Annotated in this window: 24 protein-coding genes; 13 read left to right on the forward strand and 11 right to left on the reverse strand. The window is 68.3% G+C overall.

The features are described from left to right. Nucleotides 1-13: 13 nt before the first annotated feature. The 6 genes from KXD96_RS12610 to KXD96_RS12635 all read left to right on the forward strand — a co-directional run bounded on the left by KXD96_RS12610 (nucleotide 14) and on the right by KXD96_RS12635 (nucleotide 7,978). A complete protein-coding gene (locus KXD96_RS12610; protein ID WP_260744865.1) occupies nucleotides 14-703 on the forward strand; it encodes a hypothetical protein in 690 nt (229 codons plus the stop codon). Between the two features lie 7 nt (nucleotides 704-710). Then, on the forward strand, nucleotides 711-1,634 hold the full coding sequence (miaA, locus tag KXD96_RS12615) for a tRNA (adenosine(37)-N6)-dimethylallyltransferase MiaA (protein ID WP_260744866.1): 924 nt from the start codon (nucleotides 711-713) through the stop codon (nucleotides 1,632-1,634). A gap of 4 nt (nucleotides 1,635-1,638) precedes the next feature. Beyond that, entirely contained in the window at nucleotides 1,639-2,511 is an 873-nt protein-coding gene (dapF, locus tag KXD96_RS12620; RefSeq protein ID WP_260744867.1) for a diaminopimelate epimerase, read from the forward strand. A gap of 46 nt (nucleotides 2,512-2,557) precedes the next feature. Next, the gene (gene hflX / locus KXD96_RS12625; protein ID WP_260744868.1) at nucleotides 2,558-3,979 is read left to right on the forward strand and encodes a GTPase HflX; all 1,422 of its coding nucleotides are present in this window, start codon (nucleotides 2,558-2,560) and stop codon (nucleotides 3,977-3,979) included. Nucleotides 3,980-4,066: 87 nt separating this feature from the next. Continuing rightward, nucleotides 4,067-5,227 carry an acyl-CoA dehydrogenase family protein gene (locus KXD96_RS12630; RefSeq protein ID WP_260744869.1) on the forward strand — a complete coding sequence of 387 codons (1,161 nt, stop codon included), beginning with the start codon at nucleotides 4,067-4,069 and terminating at the stop codon, nucleotides 5,225-5,227. 573 nt (nucleotides 5,228-5,800) lie between these two features. Next, the gene (locus KXD96_RS12635; protein ID WP_260744870.1) at nucleotides 5,801-7,978 is read left to right on the forward strand and encodes an LGFP repeat-containing protein; all 2,178 of its coding nucleotides are present in this window, start codon (nucleotides 5,801-5,803) and stop codon (nucleotides 7,976-7,978) included. 11 nt (nucleotides 7,979-7,989) lie between these two features. On the opposite strand, the gene lexA is transcribed toward KXD96_RS12635, so the two are convergent. Continuing rightward, nucleotides 7,990-8,688 carry a transcriptional repressor LexA gene (lexA, locus tag KXD96_RS12640; RefSeq protein WP_260744871.1) on the reverse strand — a complete coding sequence of 233 codons (699 nt, stop codon included), beginning with the start codon at nucleotides 8,686-8,688 and terminating at the stop codon, nucleotides 7,990-7,992. Between the two features lie 290 nt (nucleotides 8,689-8,978). Here lexA and KXD96_RS12645 point away from each other — a divergent pair, with 290 nt between their 5' ends. From KXD96_RS12645 to KXD96_RS12655, 3 genes are all read left to right on the forward strand, one after another. Further along, entirely contained in the window at nucleotides 8,979-9,473 is a 495-nt protein-coding gene (locus tag KXD96_RS12645; protein WP_260744872.1) for a LysM peptidoglycan-binding domain-containing protein, read from the forward strand. Between the two features lie 137 nt (nucleotides 9,474-9,610). After that, complete coding sequence (nrdR, locus tag KXD96_RS12650) at nucleotides 9,611-10,075, forward strand: transcriptional regulator NrdR (protein WP_260744873.1); 465 nt, start codon at nucleotides 9,611-9,613, stop codon at nucleotides 10,073-10,075. A gap of 41 nt (nucleotides 10,076-10,116) precedes the next feature. Further along, nucleotides 10,117-10,602, forward strand: coding sequence for a peroxynitrite isomerase (locus tag KXD96_RS12655; protein WP_260744874.1), 486 nt, complete (start codon nucleotides 10,117-10,119; stop codon nucleotides 10,600-10,602). Between the two features lie 14 nt (nucleotides 10,603-10,616). Here the strand turns inward: KXD96_RS12655 and KXD96_RS12660 are convergent, their stop codons facing one another. Genes KXD96_RS12660 through KXD96_RS12670 form a run of 3 tightly spaced genes read right to left on the reverse strand, consistent with a single transcriptional unit; the run spans nucleotide 10,617 to nucleotide 13,397 of the window. Then, entirely contained in the window at nucleotides 10,617-11,303 is a 687-nt protein-coding gene (locus tag KXD96_RS12660; RefSeq protein WP_260744875.1) for a PhzF family phenazine biosynthesis protein, read from the reverse strand. Between the two features lie 47 nt (nucleotides 11,304-11,350). Beyond that, nucleotides 11,351-12,382, reverse strand: coding sequence for an alpha/beta fold hydrolase (locus KXD96_RS12665; RefSeq protein ID WP_260744876.1), 1,032 nt, complete (start codon nucleotides 12,380-12,382; stop codon nucleotides 11,351-11,353). A gap of 43 nt (nucleotides 12,383-12,425) precedes the next feature. After that, complete coding sequence (locus tag KXD96_RS12670) at nucleotides 12,426-13,397, reverse strand: proteasome assembly chaperone family protein (RefSeq protein ID WP_260744877.1); 972 nt, start codon at nucleotides 13,395-13,397, stop codon at nucleotides 12,426-12,428. Nucleotides 13,398-13,565: 168 nt separating this feature from the next. On the opposite strand from KXD96_RS12670, the gene KXD96_RS12675 reads away from it, so the two are divergent. Continuing rightward, on the forward strand, nucleotides 13,566-14,405 hold the full coding sequence (locus KXD96_RS12675) for a serine protease (RefSeq protein WP_260744878.1): 840 nt from the start codon (nucleotides 13,566-13,568) through the stop codon (nucleotides 14,403-14,405). On the opposite strand, the gene sthA is transcribed toward KXD96_RS12675, so the two are convergent. Continuing rightward, complete coding sequence (gene sthA, locus KXD96_RS12680; RefSeq protein WP_260744879.1) at nucleotides 14,402-15,817, reverse strand: Si-specific NAD(P)(+) transhydrogenase; 1,416 nt, start codon at nucleotides 15,815-15,817, stop codon at nucleotides 14,402-14,404. The two genes, KXD96_RS12675 and sthA, sit on opposite strands and share 4 nt — an antisense overlap. A 112-nt stretch (nucleotides 15,818-15,929) precedes the next feature. On the opposite strand from sthA, the gene KXD96_RS12685 reads away from it, so the two are divergent. Beyond that, nucleotides 15,930-16,988, forward strand: a complete 1,059-nt coding sequence (locus tag KXD96_RS12685) for a DUF4192 domain-containing protein (protein ID WP_260744880.1) — start codon at nucleotides 15,930-15,932, stop codon at nucleotides 16,986-16,988. Nucleotides 16,989-17,001: 13 nt separating this feature from the next. Here KXD96_RS12685 and KXD96_RS12690 read toward each other — a convergent pair whose 3' ends face one another. From KXD96_RS12690 to KXD96_RS12700, 3 genes are all read right to left on the reverse strand, one after another. Next, nucleotides 17,002-17,691, reverse strand: a complete 690-nt coding sequence (locus KXD96_RS12690; RefSeq protein ID WP_260744881.1) for a metal-dependent transcriptional regulator — start codon at nucleotides 17,689-17,691, stop codon at nucleotides 17,002-17,004. Between the two features lie 125 nt (nucleotides 17,692-17,816). Beyond that, on the reverse strand, nucleotides 17,817-18,776 hold the full coding sequence (gene sigB / locus KXD96_RS12695; protein WP_260744882.1) for a sigma-70 family RNA polymerase sigma factor SigB: 960 nt from the start codon (nucleotides 18,774-18,776) through the stop codon (nucleotides 17,817-17,819). 139 nt (nucleotides 18,777-18,915) lie between these two features. Then, nucleotides 18,916-19,302: a DUF3099 domain-containing protein gene (locus KXD96_RS12700; protein WP_260744883.1), complete on the reverse strand. Its 387-nt coding sequence runs from the start codon at nucleotides 19,300-19,302 to the stop codon at nucleotides 18,916-18,918. 45 nt (nucleotides 19,303-19,347) lie between these two features. Between KXD96_RS12700 and KXD96_RS12705 the strand changes: the two genes are divergently transcribed. Then, the gene (locus tag KXD96_RS12705) at nucleotides 19,348-19,587 is read left to right on the forward strand and encodes a DUF3039 domain-containing protein (protein ID WP_260744884.1); all 240 of its coding nucleotides are present in this window, start codon (nucleotides 19,348-19,350) and stop codon (nucleotides 19,585-19,587) included. On the opposite strand, the gene KXD96_RS12710 is transcribed toward KXD96_RS12705, so the two are convergent. Both KXD96_RS12710 and KXD96_RS12715 read right to left on the reverse strand, forming a co-directional pair. After that, entirely contained in the window at nucleotides 19,584-20,579 is a 996-nt protein-coding gene (locus tag KXD96_RS12710; RefSeq protein WP_313901643.1) for a YihY/virulence factor BrkB family protein, read from the reverse strand. The two genes, KXD96_RS12705 and KXD96_RS12710, sit on opposite strands and share 4 nt — an antisense overlap. Nucleotides 20,580-20,644: 65 nt before the next feature. Beyond that, nucleotides 20,645-20,830 carry a hypothetical protein gene (locus KXD96_RS12715; RefSeq protein WP_007171575.1) on the reverse strand — a complete coding sequence of 62 codons (186 nt, stop codon included), beginning with the start codon at nucleotides 20,828-20,830 and terminating at the stop codon, nucleotides 20,645-20,647. Nucleotides 20,831-20,966: 136 nt separating this feature from the next. Between KXD96_RS12715 and KXD96_RS12720 the strand changes: the two genes are divergently transcribed. Then, the gene (locus KXD96_RS12720; protein WP_260744885.1) at nucleotides 20,967-21,332 is read left to right on the forward strand and encodes a DUF952 domain-containing protein; all 366 of its coding nucleotides are present in this window, start codon (nucleotides 20,967-20,969) and stop codon (nucleotides 21,330-21,332) included. Here KXD96_RS12720 and KXD96_RS12725 read toward each other — a convergent pair. Further along, on the reverse strand, nucleotides 21,281-21,694 hold the full coding sequence (locus tag KXD96_RS12725) for a RidA family protein (RefSeq protein ID WP_260744886.1): 414 nt from the start codon (nucleotides 21,692-21,694) through the stop codon (nucleotides 21,281-21,283). The two genes, KXD96_RS12720 and KXD96_RS12725, sit on opposite strands and share 52 nt — an antisense overlap. Nucleotides 21,695-21,749: the final 55 nt, after the last annotated feature.

Here is a 21,749-nt window from a genome sequence, read left to right on the forward strand (position 1 = left end):
TTAGTTTGGTGGCGTGCTCAGCGGCATTGCGATCGTTCCCTCGGCGCCGCTGCTGGTGCCCGAGCTCGCCGGGGCGGCCACCGCGGAGGTGACCGACCTGGTGGCCGCGGTGCTGGCGGCGGCCGCCATGCTGCCCACCCGCTGGATCGCCATCGGGCCGGCGGGACGCGACGACGTGTTCGGCCCGGACGCCTCCGGCACATTCGCGGGTTTCGGCGCGGACGTCCGGGTTCGGCTTTCGCCGGGGGCTGACTGCGGGCCGCCTGCCGACCTGCCCGTGTGCGCGTTGCTGGCCGCCTGGGTCCGGGGCCAGGTCCGGCCCGAAGCGACCGCGCAGGCCCGCACCTACTCAACCGACCATGACGCCGGGACCGCGGTGGCCCGCGGCCGCCGCTTGCGCGCCGAGCTCGACCGGTCACCGGAGCCGGTCGGGGTGCTGGTGGTGGCCGACGGCGCGAACACCCTGACACCGGCCGCACCCGGCGGATACGACCCATGCAACGCCGAAGCGCAGCAGGCCCTCGACGACGCGCTGGCCACCGGCGACGTCGCCGCCCTGACCGGGCTGCCGCGGCAGATCCTGGGACGGGTCGCCTTCCAGGTGCTGGCCGGCCTGGCCGAACCGGGACCGCGGTCGGCCAAGGAGTTGTACCGGGGTGCGCCCTATGGCGTGGGCTACTTCGCCGGCGCCTGGCAGCTCTGAGGCGGCCGTGCGACCACTGGCCATCATCGGCCCGACGGGAACGGGCAAGTCGCAGCTGGCGCTCGACGTCGCCGAACGGCTCGACACCGCTGCGGAGATCGTCAACGCCGACGCGATGCAGCTCTACCGCGGAATGGACATCGGCACCGCCAAACTTCCCGTCGATCAACGCCGCGGCATCCCGCATCGCCAGCTCGACGTCCTGGACGTCACCGAGACCGCGACGGTCGCCCGCTATCAGCGCGCCGCGACCGCGGACATCGAAGCGATCGCGGCCCGAGGCGCCGTGCCCATCATCGTCGGCGGCTCGATGCTCTACATCCAATCCCTGCTCGACGACTGGTCGTTCCCCGCGACCGATCCCGCCGTGCGGGCGCGCTGGGAACGGCGGCTGGCCGAGGTCGGGGTGGGCGTCCTGCACGCCGAGCTGGCCCGTCGCGACCCCGCCGCCGCGGCGGCCATCCTGCCCACCGACGCGCGGCGCACCGTGCGGGCGCTCGAAGTGGTCGAGTTGACCGGGCAGCCGTTCGCGGCGTCCGCGCCACGCATCGGCCCCCCGAGGTGGGACACCGGCATCGTTGGATTGGATTGCGAGACAACGGTTCTCGACGAGCGACTGGCCCGGCGCACCGACGCCATGTTCGACCAGGGCCTGGTCGACGAGGTGAACGCGCTCCTGGGCGCGGGCCTGCGCGACGGGGTCACCGCGTCGCGCGCCCTGGGCTACGCCCAGGTGATCGAGGCGCTCGACGCCGGAGGCGGCGCGGATCGACTGCGCGACGCGCGGGAACAGACGTACGTGGGCACCCGACGCTACGTGCGACGGCAGCGGTCCTGGTTCCGCCGCGACCACCGGATCCACTGGCTGGACGCGGCCGATGGCACCCGGCTCGTCGACGACGCGCTGCGAGCCTGGGGCCACGTATCCTGAGCAGGTGATTTTCGCGAAGGGCCACGGCACGGAGAACGACTTCGTGGTGCTGCCGGACGCGCAGGCCACGCTCGACCTCACCGCCGCCCGGGTGGCGGCCCTGTGCGACCGGCGGCGCGGATTGGGCGCCGACGGGGTGCTGCGGGTCACCACCGCCGGTGCCGCCCTGTCGGCCGGCGTGCTCGACCGCCTGCCCGACGGCGTGGCCTCAGCCGATTGGTACATGGACTACCGCAACGCCGACGGTTCCGTCGCCCAGATGTGCGGCAACGGCGCCCGGGTGTTCGCGCATTACCTGCGGGCCAGCGGCCTGGAGGCACGCGACGAATTCGTGATCGGGTCGCCGGCCGGCCCCCGGCCGATCACCGTGCACCGCGCCGACGCGACGCACGCCGACATCAGCGTCGACATGGGGAAGGCCAACACGCTCGGCCCGGGGAGCGCCGTCATCGGCGGCCGGCGGTTTTCCGGCCTGGCGGTCGACGTGGGCAATCCCCACTTGGCCTGCGTGGATCCCGCGCTGACCGCCGAGGAGCTGGCCGCGCTGGACGTGGCGGCGCCGGTGAGCTTCGACCCCGCCCAGTTCCCGGAGGGCGTCAACGTCGAAGTGCTCACAGCGCCGGCCGACGGCGCGGTGCGGATGCGGGTGCACGAGCGGGGCGTGGGCGAGACCCGCTCGTGCGGCACCGGCACGGTCGCGGCGACGGTGGCCGCGCTGGCCGGCGCCGGTGCGGACACCGGAACGCTCGTGGTGCGGGTGCCGGGCGGCGACGTCGTCGTCACCATCACCGACGCCACCAGCTACTTGAGGGGACCGTCGGTATTGGTGGCGCACGGGGAGGTCAGCGGGGAATGGTGGGACGCGCAGCAGCGTTAATTCGAATGCACGACGCCGATTCGCCGTGCATCATCTTTGATTGCCTATGACACATCCCGAATTCTCTAATCACGCTGTGCCGGAACCGAGCACCGGCGAACTCGCCCTGGAAGACCGGTCGGCGCTGCGCCGCGTCGCCGGGCTGTCCACCGAGCTCGCCGACGTATCCGAGGTCGAGTACCGCCAGCTGCGGCTGGAACGCGTCGTCCTGGTCGGCGTGTGGACCGACGGCACCGCCGCCGACAGCGAGGCCAGCATGGCCGAGCTGGCCGCCCTGGCCGAGACCGCCGGCTCCCAGGTGCTCGAAGCGCTCATCCAGCGCCGCGACAAGCCCGACCCGTCCACCTACATCGGCTCGGGCAAGGCCCAGGAGCTGCGCGAAGTGGTGCTGGCGACCGGCGCCGACACCGTGATCTGCGACGGTGAACTGTCCCCGGCGCAGCTGACCGCCCTGGAAAAGGCAGTGAAGGTGAAGGTCATCGACCGCACCGCGCTGATTCTGGACATCTTCGCCCAGCACGCGACCAGCCGGGAGGGCAAGGCGCAGGTATCGCTGGCCCAGATGGAGTACATGCTGCCGCGGCTGCGCGGCTGGGGTGAGTCGATGTCCCGGCAGGCCGGTGGCCGTGCCGGCGGCAGCGGGGGAGGCGTGGGCCTGCGCGGTCCGGGTGAAACCAAGATCGAGACCGACCGCCGCCGCATCCGTGAACGCATGGCCAAGCTGCGGCGCGAGATCAAGGACATGAAGCAGGTCCGCGACACCCAGCGCAGCCGCCGCCGGCAGAGCGACGTGCCGTCGGTCGCCATCGTCGGCTACACCAACGCCGGCAAGTCGAGCCTGCTCAACGCGCTGACCGGGGCGGGGGTGCTGGTGCAGGATGCGTTGTTCGCGACGCTGGAGCCCACCACCCGCCGCGCCGAGTTCACCGATGGTCGCCCGCTGGTGCTCACCGACACGGTCGGGTTCGTCCGGCACCTGCCCACCCAACTGGTCGAGGCGTTCCGCTCCACGCTGGAGGAGGTCGTCGACGCCGACCTGTTGCTGCACGTGGTCGACGGCTCCGACGCCAACCCACTCGCCCAGATCAATGCGGTGCGCGAGGTGATCACCGACGTCGTCGCCGACCATCATGGTGACCCGCCGCGCGAGCTGGTGGTGGTGAACAAGGTGGACGCCGCGAGCGCGCTGACGCTGGCGAAGCTTCGGCACGCGCTGCCCGGGGCGGTGTTCGTCTCGGCGAGAACGGGCGAAGGTATCGACGCCCTGCGTTGCCGGATGGGCGAGCTGGCCGTTGCCGCCGATGCGGCCGTGGACGTGGTGATTCCGTACCACCGCGGCGACCTGGTGGCCCGGCTGCACGCCGACGGGCGCGTGCAGCACCAGGAGCACAAGCCCGACGGCACCCGGATCAAGGCCCGGGTTCCGGCGGCGCTGGCCGGGCGCCTGCAAGAGTTCTCCGCCGACTGATCTCCCGGGCGACCCCGGCCGCTGCCGACCAACCGTCTGGTTGGTATATGTTGGGCGACAGAGTTTCCAGCCGCCGGAGGTCATCCCATGGGCAGTGCCGTCAAGTATCAGCGCACTCTTTTCGAACCGGAGCACGACCTGTTCCGTGAGTCCTACCGCGCCTTCCTCGATCGCCATGTCGCGCCCTACCACGACGAGTGGGAGAAAGCGAAGATCGTCGACCGCGGCGTGTGGCTCGAGGCCGGCAAGCAGGGCTTCCTCGGCATGGCGGTGCCCGAGGAATACGGCGGTGGGGGCAACCCCGACTTCCGGTACAACACCATCATCACCGAGGAGACCACCGCCGGTCGCTACAGCGGGATCGGCTTCGGGCTGCACAACGACATCGTGGCACCCTACCTGCTGGCCCTGGCCACCGAAGAGCAGAAGCAGCGCTGGCTGCCCAAGTTCTGCACCGGCGAGCTCATCACGGCGATCGCAATGACCGAGCCGGGAACCGGCAGCGACTTGCAAGGCATCAAGACCCGCGCGGTCGCCCACGGCGACCACTACGTGCTCAACGGCGCAAAGACGTTCATCACCAACGGAATCAACTCCGACTTGGTGATCGTGGTGGCGCAGACCGATCCGGACAAAGGCGCGCAGGGCTTTTCGTTGCTCGCCGTCGAACGCGGCATGGAGGGCTTCGAACGCGGTCGCCACCTGGACAAGATCGGGCTGGACGCGCAGGACACCGCCGAGTTGTCGTTCACCGACGTCAAGGTTCCCGCCGAAAACCTGCTGGGGCAGGAGGGCATGGGGTTCATCTATCTGATGCAGAACCTGCCGCAGGAACGGATTTCGATCGCCATCATGGCGGCCGCGGCGATGGAGCAGGTGTTGGAGCAGACGCTGCAATACACCAAGGAGCGCAAGGCATTTAACAAGCCGATCGGCAGCTTCCAGAACAGCCGCTTCGTGCTCGCCGAGCTGGCGACCGAGGCCACCGTGGTGCGCATGATGGTCGACGAATTCATCCGGCTGCACCTGGACAAGAAGCTGACGGCCGAGCAAGCGGCGATGGCCAAGTGGTACTCCACCGAAAAGCAGGTCCATCTGATCGACCGTTGCCTGCAACTGCACGGCGGCTACGGGTACATGCGCGAATACCCCGTTGCCCGCGCCTATCTCGACGCGCGGGTGCAGACCATTTACGGCGGCACGACCGAGATCATGAAGGAAATCATCGGCCGCAGCCTGGGCGTCTAGCCCCCAACGCCGTTGGTCGATCTGGGCGGCCAATCGCGCGGTGACGCAAAACGGGATCAATGCCCGACATGCGGCCGTTTTTTTCGGGTAGATCGCTGAACCGTTAATGGCGTCACGTACGGTCGGCGCATGTGTTTTGGGTACGTCGACCGCGCAATGGCGCACGGTCAAGCCGAAAAGCGCGACGCCGCTGAACAGCCGGGCAAGTTCGGCTACACCTGCGGGCGCGGAATCATTACGCGCGACGGCACTCGCGCCCTATTGCGCAGGCGGGCGCCGGGTTCGGGCGCCATTACGCGCGAGCGACGTGGCGGGTGGTCGCGATTTGAGCGTGGCTCGGCATCATTTCGACATCGACGTGGTATCCGTTTTTGCACTTTTCGTGATTTGACTTCGTATTCTTTGTTGGCTGGGGGAAAGTTGTGCGAGCCCGGCGATAATCGGGATCGGGACGGTGTTGTTTCCCCGCGGTCGGACTACGGCCCGCTCACCGGCTGCACGGGTACGGGCATAGCCGCTGATAGGGGGCATAGCCGCCGGCTGGGAGGCTTGGTGAACGGGCAGAGAGGTCACATGCGCAGGCTGGTCGGGAGCGCACTGGTCAGCTTGGCCGCCACAGCGGTAGCCGCCGGCTTGCTGGCGCCCCCGGCGGCGGCGTCTCCCATCGGCGACGCCGAGGCGGCCATGATGGCGGCGTGGGAGGCGGCCGGCGGAGACGGTTCGCCCCTGGGCGCCCGCAAGGGCGATGTGTACCCCGCCGGCGACGGCTTCGCGCTGGACTTCGACGGCGGCAAGATGTTCTTCACGCCGGCGACCGGCGCCAAATTCGTCTACGGACCGATCCTGGACAAATACGAGATGCTGGGTGGGCCCGCCGGCAGTGATTTGGGCTTTCCCGCCATCAATGAGGTGCCCGGCCTCGCGGGGCCCGACAGCCGCGTGGCCACCTTCTCGGCCAGCGACAAGCCGGTGATCTTCTGGACGCCCGACCACGGCGCGTTCGTGGTGCGCGGTGCGATCAACGCCGCCTGGGACAAGCTCGGCAGTTCCGGCGGCGTGCTCGGGGTTCCGGTCGGCGACGAAACGTACAACGGCGAGGTGTCGGCCCAGAAGTTCAGCGGCGGCCAGGTCTCCTGGAACAGGCAGACGAAGCAGTTCACCACCGAGCCAACGGCTTTGGCCGACCAGCTGAAGGGGCTGCAGGTGGCGATCGATCCCACTGCGGCGATCAACATGGCCTGGCGCGCGGCCGGCGGTCCGAACGGCCCGTTGGGGGTCAAGAAGGGCGCGCAACATCCCGTCGGCGACGGCATCGTCCAGGACTTCGCCAACGGCAAGGTGTATTTCAGCCCGGCCACCGGTGCGAACGCGATCGAGAACAACATCCTGGCCAAGTACGAGTCACTGGGCGGACCGGCCGGCGACCTGGGTTTCCCCACTTCAAACGAGTCCGACGGCGGCATCCCGTCCAGCCGCGTCGTCACCTTCTCGGGCGCCGATAAGCCGGTGATCTTCTGGACTTCCGAGCGCGGCGCGTTCGTGGTGCGCGGGGCCATGAAGGCGGCGTGGGACAAGCTCCGCGGCCCGGCCGGCAAGCTGGGCGCGCCCGTCGGGGACCAGGCCATGGACGGCGACGTGGTCTCCCAGCAGTTCGCCGGCGGCAAGATCTCGTGGAACCGGGCGAAGAACACGTTCAGCACGGACCCGGCCAATCTGGCGCCGCTGCTGTCCGGCCTGCAGGTGTCGGGGCAGAACCAGCCGAGCAGCTCGGCAATGCCCGAACATCCCAAGAACTTCACGTGGCAGTGGTGGTGGTTGCTGGCCGGCGTTCCTGTGCTGGTGCTGCTCGTCTTGGCGGGGTTGGTGGCCTTCGGTTGGCGCCGGCGTCGCGCCGCGCGCGCAGGCAGCGCCTACGAGCCGTACGGCGACCTCGATGTCGGTTACGCCGCCGCGGGTGACCAGCACTGGGGACACGACGACGTCACCACCGAGCAGTTCGGCCGTCAGCCGGAAGCGGCCGACGCCCACGCCCCCGGTCGGGTCAGCTGGAGCCGGGGCGGCGCGGACGAGGGCCAACTCGGGGTCGACGAGAACCCCGACGCGGTGGACACCGACTCCTTCTCCGTGGTCTCGCCGGCGGACATGTCGGAGGCGGGCTACCCCGAAGCCGAATACGCCGAACCGGAGTACGCGGAAGCCGAATACGCCGAACCGGAATACGCCGAAGCCGAATACGCCGAAGCCGAATATGCCGAAGTCGAGTATGCCGATGAGACGCACGACGCCGCCCGCGAAGCAGAGCGCGCGGAGGACGACTACGTGGAGGCCGAATACCTCGACGTCGCGGTGCCGCACATGCCTCCGGAAGCCGAGTCCGGCGACGGCGGCCCCGAGCCCGAACATCCGGATGTTGCCGCACCGCACGTCTCCGCGGACGTTGCCGAGGCCGAGGCCCCCGCGCCGGAAGTGATCGCGCCCGAGGCGGCCGCCGCAACCCAGCAGCGCGGCGGGCGGCACGCGGCCGCGGATGACGAGGCCAACGGCGCGGGGGCCGGCCCGCCCGGGCGCCCGACCATCCACCTGCCGCTCGACGACCCCTACCAGGTGCCCGACGGATACCCGATCAAGGCGAACGCCCGCTTCGGGCTGTACTACACGCCGGGCAGCGAGCTCTACCACGACACGCTCGCCGAAATCTGGCTGTCCAGCGAAGAAGTGGCGCAGGCCAACGGCTTCGTCAAGGCGGACTGACCCCGTCGGGGCTAGACCTTGCGGATCACCGTGACGACCTTGCCGAGCACGGTCGCCTCATTGCCGGGAATGGGATCGAACGCCGGGTTGTGCGGCATCAGCCACACCTGACCGCCCGCGCGCTTGAACGTCTTCACGGTGGCTTCGCCGTCGAGCATGGCCGCGACGATGTCGCCGTTGTCGGCGACGTTCTGCTGTCGCACCACCACCCAGTCGCCGTCGCAGATCGCCGCCTCGATCATGGAGTCACCGACGACCTTGAGCAGGAACAGCGTGCCCTCGCCGACCAATTCGCGCGGCAGCGGAAACACGTCCTCGACGGCCTCCTCGGCCAGGATGGGTCCACCGGCCGCGATGCGCCCGAGGACGGGTACGAACGTCGGCTCCGGCAGGGCGTCCGAGCCGGCGACTTCGGTGGCCGGTGCGGCCACCCCGTCATCGGCGCCGCGGACATCAACCGCCCGGGGGCGGTTCGGGTCGCGACGCAGGTATCCCTTGCGCTCGAGGGTGCGCAGCTGATGAGCCACCGACGATGTCGACGTCAGACCGACGGCGTCACCGATCTCCCGGATGCTCGGCGGGTAGCCGCGGCTGGTAACAGACGCGCGAATGACGTTCAGAATGGTGCGCTGCCGTTCGGTCAGCGATGAATCCACGGCGTGCAGCCGACCGTCCGCGCCGGCCGATGAGGTGTCCTTGCTGTCGCTCATGGCACTGAATGTAACCCCACCGGGCCCAAGAATCAAACATGTGTTCGACTAGCGTGTCGTGTTGCCGCGCTATCCGCGAAACCGCACGCCGACCCCGTTAATCACAAAGGTGTAACTCTTCGGCGGATCGGGTATTTCAGCCGCATGTCAACCCTGGCGACCACGAACTTGTCGGTGGCGTGGTCTAGCGTTCGACTCGTGCGACACGCTTCGCTCACATGTTCGGATTTCGAACACACGAGCGATACAGTCGAACAGCTGAGCGAATCGAGTTGACCGGAGGAACGCAGATGACAACCATCCACATGTTGGCGCCGCGCACCGGCAGCCTTCGGCGCCCGGTCAACGGGCCGGTCCAGGGGATTCGTTACGGCCGGGACGGGCTGGCCTGTTCCCGCCGGCCCGGTCCGCCGCGGCCGGCTGGAGCGCCCACGCGCTACCACGGCACCGGCGTCGCGATGTCCGGCGCGCCTCACCGCAGGCGCCCCGTCACGGTGGCGACCACCATCTGGCTCGCGCTGGCCGCCGGCGCGATCACCCTGTGGCTGGGCCTCGTCGGCAACGTCGGTCAGGTGCTCAACGGCGACTCCGGGAGTTCGGCCGCTCATGTGCCCGACAAATTGGCCGTCGTGCGCGTAGAGGCGGGGGAGTCACTGCAAGACGTCGCGCACCGGGTGGCCCCCGACGCGCCGGCCCGCCAGGTCGCCGACCGCATCCGCGAACTCAACGACATCAACTCGCCGGCCCTGGTGGCGGGCCAGACGCTGATCGCCCCGGTCGGCTGACGACCGCGCCGCTAACAGCCCTGGACCTCAGCTTGGCGGGCTCCGACGCTTCGCGTCCGCATTACCCGGGCGGGTGGGCGCGCGGGTACGCTCGAAGTGCTGCGGTACCTGGTTGTTGGCACGGCGAAGGAGCGGTCATGCATTGCCCGTTCTGTCGCCATCCCGATTCCCGGGTGATCGACTCGAGGGAAACCGATGAAGGGCAGGCCATTCGGCGCCGCCGGTCGTGCCCCGAGTGCGGACGGCGGTTCACCACGGTGGAGACCGCCGTGCTGGCCGTGGTCAAACGCAGCGGCGTCACCGAACCGTTCAGCAGGGAAAAGGTCATCAGCGGTGTGCGCCGGGCCTGTCAGGGCCGCCAGGTGGACGACGATGCGCTGAACCTGCTGGCCCAGCAGGTCGAGGACGCCGTGCGTGCCGCGGGTTCGCCAGAGGTCGCCAGTCATGAGGTCGGCCTCGCCATCCTCGGCCCGCTGCGCGACCTCGACGAAGTGGCGTACCTGCGGTTCGCGTCGGTGTACCGATCCTTCGAATCCGCGGAGGATTTCGAGCGCGAGATCCAGGCGCTGCGCGAACACCGCCAGGTCACCACACCGAGCTGACGGCCCGGCTCGCCGCACCTCGCCGGGGCTAGTCTCGTTTCATGCCCACCGACTTGCATCCCGATCTCGACGCCCTGGCACCACTTCTCGGCACGTGGGTCGGCCAGGGCGCGGGTGAATACCCGACGATCCAGCCCTTCGACTATCTCGAAGAAGTGGTCTTCTCCCACGTCGGCAAGCCGTTCCTGGCGTACTCGCAAAAGACCAAGGCGCCGGCCGACGGCAAACCGTTGCACGCCGAGACCGGATACCTCCGGGTGCCGCAGCCCGGCCACGTCGAACTGGTTCTGGCCCACCCGAGCGGCATCACCGAAATCGAGGTGGGCACGTACACGGTCAACGGCGATGTGATCGAGATCGAAATGTCCACCACGGAGGTTGGGCTGACCCCGACCGCCAAAGAGGTGAACGCCCTTGGCCGTTCCTTCCGCATCGACGGTGACGAGCTGTCGTATTCGGTGCGGATGGGCGCGGTCGGGCAGCCCTTGCAACACCACCTCGCCGCGGTGCTGCGTCGACAGCGCTGAGCCGGCGCCGGGGTTCAGTCCAGGTGCGTCACACCGTCATTGACGACGCGGCCGGACACCCCCACCCAGCCCTCGGCGTTCCACGTCGTCTCGATGATCGATCCCTTGCCCTGGGTGATGTGCAGGTCGCGGCTGAGGTAGTCGGTGATTCGCATCGCGGCCGAGCCGGTCGCTTCGTCTTCCGGCACACCGAGGTTGGCGGCGAACATGCGGGCGCGCAGCGATCCGCCGGACCGGTCGGTCCAGGCCCACAGGTAGTGCGCCGTGTCGTCGGGAAAATCGCCCGGGTCGGCCGCGAGAAGGTCAACGGCTGAACCGAATTCGTGCAGGGCTACCTCGGGCGCCCATTCGCAGCGAGCGCTGATGCGGGTGCGGTCGCCGGTGTAGCTCACCTGCACGAGGCCGGCCGGCACCTGCAGCGTCTTGATCGGCGTACCGTTCTCGCGCAACCACCACGATGCGCCGACGGTCGGATGCCCGGCGAAGGGAAGCTGGGTTTGCGGTGTGTAGATGGTGGCGCGCGCGGTGGACCCGCCGGCGGCGGGAAGCTCGACGAATACCGTTTCGCTGTAACCTAGTTGGGCTGCCAGCCGTTGGCGGCGCGCGGGTTCCACCCGGCTGGCGTCGACCACACCGAGCAAGTTACCGAAATTGCCGTTCTGGTCGGTGAACACCCGCAACACCGCCACGTCTATACCCATGGCCCGACTGTACGACGCCGCACGGACCGGCAGCGAATGAATTTTGGTCAGGTAGCGCTGCGTTCGTCGGAGCCCATGGCGTTCAGCACGGCGACGCGGGTGGGCGCGGGGCCGCTGACGGCCTTTTCGCCGCCGCCGCTGCGCAGCAGCGCGCGCAGGGCGGCCTGATCGTGTTCGGCGGGCGCGGTGGTATCGATGAAGCGTTCGACGACGTCGATGAAGCGGACTGGGTCGTCGTGGAAGGGGAAGTGGCCGGAGCCTTCGAAGATTTCGAGGCGGGACCCGGGCATCGCGGCGTGCGCCATCCACGCGTGGCGGACCGGGACGACCACATCCTTGGTGCCCCAGACGATCTGTACCGGGATGGCTTGGGTCAGATAGCACCGATCGAGCATGGTGACGATCTGCCCGCGCCAGTCCACCACCGCCCGCAGGGTCCGGCTGAAAGCCGCCGAGGCCGTCGGCTCCGGCAGGTCATCAAGGATCCGCAAGACGTTGGGCAGGTCGCGGCCCAGGCCGGTCGATCCGATCGCCAGGCCCGCTATCCGTCCCGCCAGCTGAACCGCCGGCAGTACGAGGGGGAGCCGCAGCAAGGCCAGGGCCTCGCTGCCCATCGGCAACGAGGCCAGCCGGAGCGCGACGTTGACGTCCTTGGTGACGCCGCCGGCCGCGACCAGGATCAGCCGCTCGACCAAATGCGGGAACTGGTAGGCGAATTGCATGGCCACGCCGCCGCCCAGGGAATGACCGACCACCGTCACCCGCTCGATGTCGAGCACGCTGAGCAGGTCGCGCATCCCGTTCGCGTAGGCGGCGACCGAGTAGTCGGCGCGCGGTTTGTCGGATCGGCCGTGGCCCAGCAGGTCCGGGGCGATGACCGTGAACCGCTGAGCGAGCTTGGCCTGCACGGTATTCCAGGTGGTGGAGTTGTCGCCGATCCCGTGGACCAGCAGGATCGCCGGCCCGTCACCGGCGATTCGGTAGGCCCGGCGGTAGCCGTGGATGGTGCGGAACTCCAGGCGGGGTGCGGCCACCTCGCGCACCGGGCGGAGAGTGCTCTTGCGCTTCCGCTCGGTCATCTCGCACCTCGGTGTCGGGCCGGGCCGAGGCCGGGCGGAAAGGTCAGACCTGGTCGCCGTCGTCGCGCTTCTTCTCCGCCTCTTGGGCGAGGAATCGTTCAAACTCGGCGCCAAGCTCGTCGCCGCTAGGCAGGTCCTCGTCGCGAGTCAGTAACGACCTGTTCTCCTGAGCGTCGATGAAGGCATCGTACTGGCGCTCGAGCGCGGTCACCACTTGAGCAACCTCCGCGCTCGCCTCGACCTGCTCGTCGATCTTGGTGCGGATAATCGCCGCCGCTTCGGTCAACGCCGTCAGCGGCAGCTCGAGCGACGCGGTCTTGGCCACTTGCGCGAGCAACGCCTCGGCGGCGGCCGGGTAGTCGGTCTGCGTCAGGTAGTGCGGCACGTGCACGGTGTAACCGACGACCTCGTGGCCGTGCTGGGCCATCCGGTATTCCAACAAATTCGACGCGCTGCCGGGAACCTGGATCTCGGAAATCCACGGCGTGAACTCGGCGATCAACTCGGGGTTGTTGGAGTGCGCGGTCATCGTGATGGGCCGCGTGTGCGGAACCGCCATCGGGACGGTGCCCAGGCCGATGGTCTGGCGCACGTTCAGCCGCTCGGCCAGCAGGCGTACCGCGGTGATGAACCGCTCCCACTTCAGATCCGGTTCCATGCCGGCGAGCAGCAGGAAGGGGGTGCCGACGGTGTCGCGCAACGCATACAGGCTCAGTTCCGGGTCGTCATAGTTGGTGAAGTGATCGGTTTTGAAGGTCATGAGCGGCCGCCGCGACCGGTAGTCCAGCAATTCGTCGATGGCGAAGGACGCGACCAGCTCGGTGTCCAGAGCAGCCTTCAGATGCGACGAGGCCAGCCGGATCGCGTGGCCGGCATCCGAGAAGCCCTCCAACGCGTGCACCAGCACGGGGCCGCGGCCATCCGACGTCGACAACTGCGGCGCCGGTCGCTCGAGCTCGTACATGCCGGCCTGTCCCGGCTGGTGGTACTGCTCCTGCGGGTCCTGACTAGCCATCGGGATCGCCTCCTCTCGAGGGGTCCATCCAGGGTGCCCTACCAGTGTCCCCCGAATCAGGGGGCACCAATATCAAACAGCGGTGTGAAGTTCGGGTTTTAATCTGCAAGCGAACGCCTCGGGAGGCGCGCGACGCGTCGCAATCTGCTTGCCGCCCAGGTGTCAGGCATGATGAAACCGATGCGCGCGCCGACCCTGATGCTGTGCCTAGTGGTCGCCGTGGCGACGTCGGTGACGTCGTGCAAACGGCCGCCCGGTGATCATGCGTCGGCCCCGCCGGCGCCCCCTCCGCGGAGCAGCGCGCCGGTCCAGCGGCTCGGTCAGCCTCAGCCAAGCGCGGTGGCGGGGCCGATGGACCCGGACAAGCGCGTCGGCGCCATCTTCATCGACGGTGGGCCCCTGCACGTGTGCACGGGTTCGGTGGTGCATTCGGTGGGTGGGAACCTCATGATGACCGCGGCGCACTGCCTGGCCGGGGCCACCAAGATCACCTTTGTGCCGGGTTTCGCCGGTGACGCCCCGCCCGCCCCGGCCGACGTGTGGAAGGCCGACGCCGTCTACCTCGACCCCCGCTGGACCGCCAGCAAGGATCCCAACGCCGACTATGCGATCGCACGGCTGAGTAACGACGCCGGGGGTACGGTCGAGTCCCACGTCGGCCTGGCGCTGACGCTGGGCACGGCTCCCCCGCCCGGTAGTCACGTCACTGTGATGGGATATCCCGCCGGCGTCGGCGGCGCGCCCATCGGGTGCCAGGCCAGCACGTCGTTGACCGAGGGCGGGTTCCCCTCGTTTCCGTGCGAGGGCCTGGTGGACGGCACCAGCGGCGCACCCTGGGTCAGCGGCACCACGCTCACCGGGGTGATCGGCGGTTTCGAACGCGGCGGGTGCGCCACGGACGTGTCGTATTCCGCGCCGTTCGACGCGCAGACCGCGCAGTTGCTGGCCCGCGCCGACGCGGGCGGACCCGGCGACGCGGTTTCCGGCGAACTCGACGACAGCTGTTAGCGGCGGAACTGGCTGAGCGCGCGCATCTTGTTCGTCACATCCAGAGCGGCGACCTTGTAGGCCTCCGAGAAGGTCGGATAGTTGAACACCGCGTCGACCAGGTAGTCGACGGTGCCGCCGCAGCCCATCACGGCCTGACCGATGTGCACCATCTCGGTGGCGCTGGTGCCGAAGATGTGCACCCCGAGCAGCTTGCGATCCTCGGTGGACACCAGCAGCTTGAGCATGCCGTAGGAGTCGCCGGCTATCTGTCCGCGGGCGAGTTCCCGGTACCTGGCCACCCCGACCTCGTAGGGGATCGCGTTCTTGGTCAGCTCCACCTCGGTGGCCCCGACGTAGGAGATCTCCGGGATGGAGTAGATGCCGATCGGCTGCACTTCGGTGATGACGTCGGTGGGCTCTCCGAAGGCGTGATAGGCGGCCAGCCGGCCCTGTTCCATGGAGGTCGCGGCCAGCGCGGGGAAGCCGATCACGTCGCCGACGGCGTAGATGTGCGGGACCTTGGTCTGGAAGAAGTCGTCGACGAAGATCCGCCCGCGGTTGTCGGCCTCGAGCTCGGCGTTCTGCAGGTCGAGGTGGTCGGTCTGGCCTTGCCGCCCGGCCGAATACATCACCGTCTCGGCGGGGATCTGCTTGCCACTGGCCAACGTGGTGACGGTGCCCGCCGAGCCGACGTCGACCGCGGTCACCTCCTCGCCGAACCGGAACGTCACCGCCAGGTCGCGTAGGTGGAATTTCAGGGCCTCCACCACCTCGGGGTCACAGAACTCCAGCATCTCGCTCCGCTTCTCCACGACGGTGACCTTGGTCCCCAGCGCGGCGAACATCGACGCGTACTCGATGCCGATCACACCGGCGCCGACCACCACCATCGAGGTCGGCAACGATTTGAGGTCGAGGATCCCGTCGGAGTCCAGCACCCGGTCCTCGTCGAACTCGACGCCGGCCGGCCGCGCCGGCCGCGTGCCGGTGGCGATGACGATGTATTTGCCGGAGACGGTTAGCTTTTCGCGACGGGAGGGGTCTTCCACCTCGATGGTGTGCGGGTCGACGAACCGCCCGTGGCCCAGCAGCAAGTCGATGCGGTTGCGCATCAACTGGTTGCGCACCACGTCAACCTCCTTGCCGATCACATGCTGGGTGCGGGCCAGCAGGTCGGCCGGGGTGATCTTCTCTTTGACGCGGTAGCTTGCGCCGTACAGTTCGCGCTGATTCATCCCGGTGAGGTAAAGGACGGCCTCGCGCAAGGTCTTTGAGGGGATGGTGCCGGTCTGGACGCACACGCCGCCGAGCATCTGACCGCGTTCGACGACCGCGACCGACTTGCCGAGCTTGGCCGAGGCGATGGCGGCCTTCTGCCCGCCGGGCCCCGAGCCGATGACCACCATGTCGTACTCTTGCGCCGAACTCATGGGGGTAACAGTAGATCAGCAGAACTCACAGTGCTGGGTTCATGCACAGGCCCGGGAGTCCACCTATTCCCGCGAACTCCGGCTGACGGTGCGGGCCGCGAGCGTGGAGCCCATGACAACGCATCGACCTGACTTCAAACTGAACCGACCCGGCGCCCTCATCGCCGCACTGCCGGCCGTTCTCGGCTTCGTTCCCGAAAAATCATTGGTATTGGTGTCTTTGGACGGTGGCGACCTGGGCGCGGTGATGCGGGTCGACCTCTCCGAGGAGCTCGCCACCCGGGTCGCACACCTGGCGGAGGTCGCCGCCACGGCCAGGCCGGATGCCGCGATCGCTGTGGTCGTCGACGCGGAGGGAGCGCACTGCCCTTGCTGCAACGAGGAGTACCGGCAGCTGTGCGACGCGCTCGCAAAGGCGCTGGCGGAGCACGATATAGAGCTTTGGGCCGCCCATGTGGTCGACCGGGTCGCGCTCGGCGGGCGCTGGCACTGTGTGGACGGCTGCGGCGCGAGCGGCGCGGTCGACGATCCGTCGGCGTCGCCGCTGGCGGCCGCGGCGGTGCTCGACGGCAGGCGGCTCTACGCGCGCCGCGCCGACCTGCAGGCGGTCATCGCGGTCGAGGACGCGGCGCGCAGCGCGGGATTGACCGCCGTCATCGATCGGCAGGCGACCCGGCGCCGGGCGGCCATTCGCGCGGACCCGGCTCGCTGTGCGCGCGGCGACGTGAAACACGCCGTGGCGGCCGCGTCCCGTGTCTCCTCGGGTCAGGCGCTGTCTGCGGCCCAACTTGCGAAGCTGGGCTGCGCGCTGAGCGACGCGCAGGTGCGCGACATCTTCTACGCCCTGGCGGTCGGCGAGAATGCGGGCGAGGCGGAGTCATTGTGGGCGCTGCTGGCGCGTACCCTGCCCCCGCCCTGGCGGGTCGAGGCGCTGGTCCTGCTCGCCTTCAGCGCATACGCCCGCGGCGACGGGCCGCTGGCCGGGGTATCGCTGGAGGCCGCGCTGCGCTGCGAGCCCGAGCACCGGATGGCGGGCATGCTGGACACGGCGCTGCAATCGGGGCTACGTCCGGAGGACATCCGCGAACTGGCGCTCACCGGCTACCGGCTGGCCAAACAGCTCGGGGTGCGGTTACCGCCACGACGGCCGTTCGGCCGCCGGGCGTGCTAGGTGGTGCTGGTGGTCAGACCTTCTCGACCTTGACGGCGTGCGCCATCTCGTGCGGCAGGGTGACGTTCTCGTGGCCAGGGATGACGATGGTGACCCCGGCGGGGCCGGTCTCGACGGTCACCCGGGCGTTGGGGACGACGCCTGCGTCTTTCAGGCGGGTGATCAGGTCGATGTCACCCTGCACATGTTCGGTCAGTTGGCGGACCACCACTGCCACCGGCGATCCGGGCGGCAACTCGGTCAGCCGGACGAGGTTGGCGTCCTCGGAACCCGACTCGGGGCCCACGCCCAGGTCCAACAGCCCCGGGATCGGGTTGCCGAAGGGGGAGGTGGTCGGGTGGTTGAGCACCTTCACCAGCCGCCGTTCGACGTCCTCGCTCATCACGTGCTCCCACCGGCATGCCTCCGCGTGCACTTCCTCCCAGGGCACGCCGATGACGTCGACCAGCAATCGCTCGGCGAGCCGGTGCTTGCGCATGACGGCGATGGCCAGCGCGCGGCCCTTGTCGGTGAGCTCGAGGTGGCGGTCGCCGGCGACGTGGACCAGCCCGTCGCGCTCCATCCGGGATACGGTTTGGCTGACAGTCGGCCCGCTCTGGTCGAGGCGCTCGGCGATCCGGGCGCGAAGCGGCGTCACGCCCTCTTCTTCGAGGTCGTAGATGGTCCGCAGGTACATCTCGGTGGTGTCAACCAGGTCGTTCATTCAGCACCTTCCATCGACGCCGAGTCTACTTGGCCAGCTGCATGAATTGGTGTAACGCTTCCCCGACCAGCAGTATGCCCGCCGCGTCCGCGGCGGGCATACCTCTTGCTACCTGGCTGGGGGGCTTAGCTTGCGTACGACCGTAGCCGGTCGGCCCGCTCGCCGTGGCGGAGTTTGGACATTACATCCCGCTCGATCTGCCGGACCCGCTCGCGCGACAGGCCGAACAGCTTGCCGATCTGGTCCAGGGTGCGCGGCTGGCCGTCGTCCAGGCCGAAGCGCAGCCGGATCACCTGGTGCTCGCGCTCGTCGAGGGTGGCAAGCACACTGCGGATGTCGGTGTGCAGCAACTCGGCGATCACCGCGTTCTCGGCGGACATCGCCTCGGCGTCCTCGATGAAGTCGCCCAGCGGGGCCTCTTCTTCCGAGCCGACCGGCATGTCCAGGCTTACCGGGTCGCGGCTGTGCTCGAGCAGGTCGTTGATCTTCTCGACCGGGATGCCCGACTCGGCGGCGAGTTCCTCGTCGGTGGCCTCGCGGCCCAGATTCTGGTGCATCTCCCGCTTGATCCGGGCCAGCTTGTTGACCTGCTCAACGAGGTGGACGGGCAGGCGGATGGTGCGGCTCTGGTCGGCCATGCCGCGGGTGATGGCCTGACGAATCCACCACGTGGCGTAGGTGGAGAACTTGAAACCCTTTGTGTAGTCGAATTTTTCCATCGCGCGGATCAGCCCCAGGTTGCCCTCCTGGATGAGGTCCAGCAGCGGCATCCCGCGACCCGTGTAGCGCTTGGCCAGTGACACCACCAGCCTCAGGTTCGCTTCCAGCAGGTGACGGCGCGCGGCCTGGCCATCACGCACCACGGCCTCGAGGTCGCGCCGGCGGTTCTCGCCCATGCGCTTACGAGTTTCGAGCAGATGCTCGGCGTAGAGTCCGGCCTCGATACGCTTGGCCAGTTCAACTTCGCCCGCCGCGTTCAGCAGCGCCGTCTTACCGATGCCATTGAGATATACGCGCACGAGGTCCGCTGCGGGGCTCTGAGCATCCAGATCGCCGTCAAATCTGCTCGTGCTCACGTTCGCCATAGCGACCTCCCGTTCGGCTTTGTACTGTCATCGAGTACAACGACAGATCAGCCCTGAGAGTTCCCAGCCCTTGGCCATCTCACACGTCTTGACGTGCACAGATGTGCCGTCGACCTGAGAATGTCCTGAGAAGTGCCGGCTAATCCCAGCCCTGCGGGTGGCGCTGCTCGAGCGCCGGGCGCTCCGCCGTCGGAAACAGCGGGGTGCGCCGATGGTCATCATCGAACCGCCGGGGCTCGTCGGAGCGGCGCGGCGGCCGGTCGTTCGCGATCAGCACCGCCATCCACGGCAGCGGGATCGACACGGCGACGATCGCCAGCGAGATAAGACCGTTGTGCCAGGCGCCATACGCGATGGCGGCCAGGATCAGCGCCGGGACCCGGAACGCCATCAGCGTCAGGTACTTCCGCACCCGCGCGCGGTGTTGCTCTTCGTAGGAGGGTTCGGCGGCGGTGATGAGGATTGGCCTGCCATCATCGTCGAACCCCAACTCGGAGCCGCGCTTCATTTCTCCACTCTCCCACACCGGACCGATTCCGGTAGAAGCGAGTTACGGGGCACAATGTCAGGCATGCAGACCCAGACGATCGAGCGCACCGAGACCGACGAACGCGTCGACGACGGGACCGGCAGCGATACGCCCAAGTTCTTCCACTATGTCAAGAAGGACAAGATCGCCGAGAGCGCGGTCATGGGCAACCACGTGGTGGCGTTGTGCGGGGAGGTGTTCCCCGTCACCAAGGCGGCCAAGCCGGGCTCGCCGGTCTGCCCGGAATGCAAGCGGATCTTCGACCGGATGAAGAAGGACTAGCTTCTCGGCGACGGCTCAGCCGTCACAGTCGCATCGTCGGGCGCCGGCGTGGCATGCGCGTAGCCCGTCGTCCGCTTCGACGGAGTCATCCGGGCTTCCAGCCACTTGCGCAGCCGGTGCGCGTGCGTCTTGGGCGCCGGGAACTCCTCCTGGATCGCGGCGTTGAGTTCGGCGCCCAGCATGACGGCAAAACCGCCGAAGAACGCGAACAGCAGGAACGCGATCGGCGTGGACAGCGCCCCGTAGGTGTAGCCGGTGCTGGTGATCCACCGCAGGTAGACCCGCAGGCCCAGCGTGGCGATCAGGAAGACCGCCGTGGCGAGTACCGCCCCGAAGATCAGCCGGTGCGTCGGGAGGGGTTGGGGCAGTGCCACCCGGTACAGGATGACCACCCCGACCAGCAGGCCGAGGATCAGCGCCGGGTAGTAGCCGTAGCGCAGCACGTTGGCCAGGCTGTACGGGATGTGTTCGCTCACCTTGCGTGGGCCCACCACCAACACCGGCGCGGCAATCACCACGAACACCAGCATCACCAGGTAAAGGAACAGCGCAAACAGCCGCTGGCGCACGGGATGCCGCAGCGGCGTCTGGTCATGCGCCTCCACCACCGCGTCCACGTAGGCCGAGATCGCCGACGATCCTGCCCACATCGAGATCAGGAAGCCCACCGACACCACTTCGCCACGCGCGTTGGCGGTGACGTCACGAATGGTCGGCTCGATGATCTCGTTGACGACGCTGGGCGAGAAGAAGCTGCGGATCGCGGAGATGATGCTCTTCTCGACCGCCGTCAACGTGTCCGAGCCGAACAGCGGCGCCACGTAGGCCAGGCTGCCCAGCATTCCCAGCAGCAGTGGCGGTAGCGACAGCGCCGACCAGAAACCCGCCTGGGCCGACTCGGAAAAGATGGAATCATCCCAGCTTTTCGAGAGGGTCCTCACAGTGAGTCGCCAGACGTGATGGCGGGACGGTTTTGCGACTTGATCGCTCATACCCGTCCAGCATTACCGAAGACCGCCCGGCTCGCCCACATTGGCGAGGGGTGAGTTCGACGGGACTAGCTTCCGCTGACCTCCAGGACGGCGGAAAGCTCGGTCAGCTTCGCCTCGTGCTCGTTGGCGTGGTGCTGGCAGAAGAGAAGCTCAGCTCCTGAAGGCAGCGTGGCACGGACTCGAGCAGCGGCACCGCAGCGGTCGCAGCGGTCCGCCCGGGTGAGCTCGGGACTGGTCAGAGTTGCATTCATGGCTTCTCCGTTCTTGCTTTCATTCACTCTCTCAGACGTATGGGGTTTTCGCGTTGTTCCCCGATCGTTATCGGGTGTGTCGTTTCTCACGAGGTGTAAACGTTTCGTTTCAACTGGCTCTCTACAGTGATCATCCGTGGCTTTCGCTCCTGACCTGCTGGTACATCTGTGCGGGCGCGACGAGTGGTCCCGCGCCCGCGCCACCGGTGAGATTCGCCCCGACGCGTCCGGCGGCGGACAGTTCATCCATCTTTCGGCGCCCGGGCAGGTCCATCTGCCCGCCAACCGGCTTTACCGGGGTCGCCCTGATCTGGTGCTGCTGCACATCGACCCGGCGCGGCTGGACTCTGAAGTTCGTTGGGAGCCAGGCGTAGCAACGGATCCTGAGTCGATGCTGTTCCCGCACCTATACGGTCCGCTGCCGATAGATGCCGTGATACGGGTCACCGACTACCGACCGGGCCCCGACGGTGCATTTCCGCCGTTGGGCGGGTCCACGTAGGCGTCGGCTTCGATCTCCACCAGCAACTCGGGTGCGATCAGTGCGGACACCTCCACCATGGTCGCCGCGGGACGGATGGCGCCGAACACGTCGGCGTGCACTGCCGCGACCTCGCGCCAGCGCGAGATGTCGGTGACGTAGATGCGGGTGCGGACCACGTCGGTGAGTGCTGCACCCGCCTGGCCGAGCGCAATCTCGATGCGCTGCAAGGTGTCTCGGGTCTGCGCCGCGATGTCCCCGGCCGGCCCGGCGCCGGTCGTTCCGGCCACCGACACGTGCGGGCCCGCCCGGACCGCGCGCGAATAGCCGACGGCCGTCTCGAACTCGGAGTCCGACGAGATCATTGTGCGGTTGGCTGACATGCGCTCACCGTACGACTGCGGCGCCGCTTCTGCGACGGGTTTTCCGGTTGAGATT

The sequence above is a fragment of the Mycobacterium sp. SMC-2 genome, assembly GCF_025263485.1.
Lineage (GTDB): Bacteria > Actinomycetota > Actinomycetes > Mycobacteriales > Mycobacteriaceae > Mycobacterium.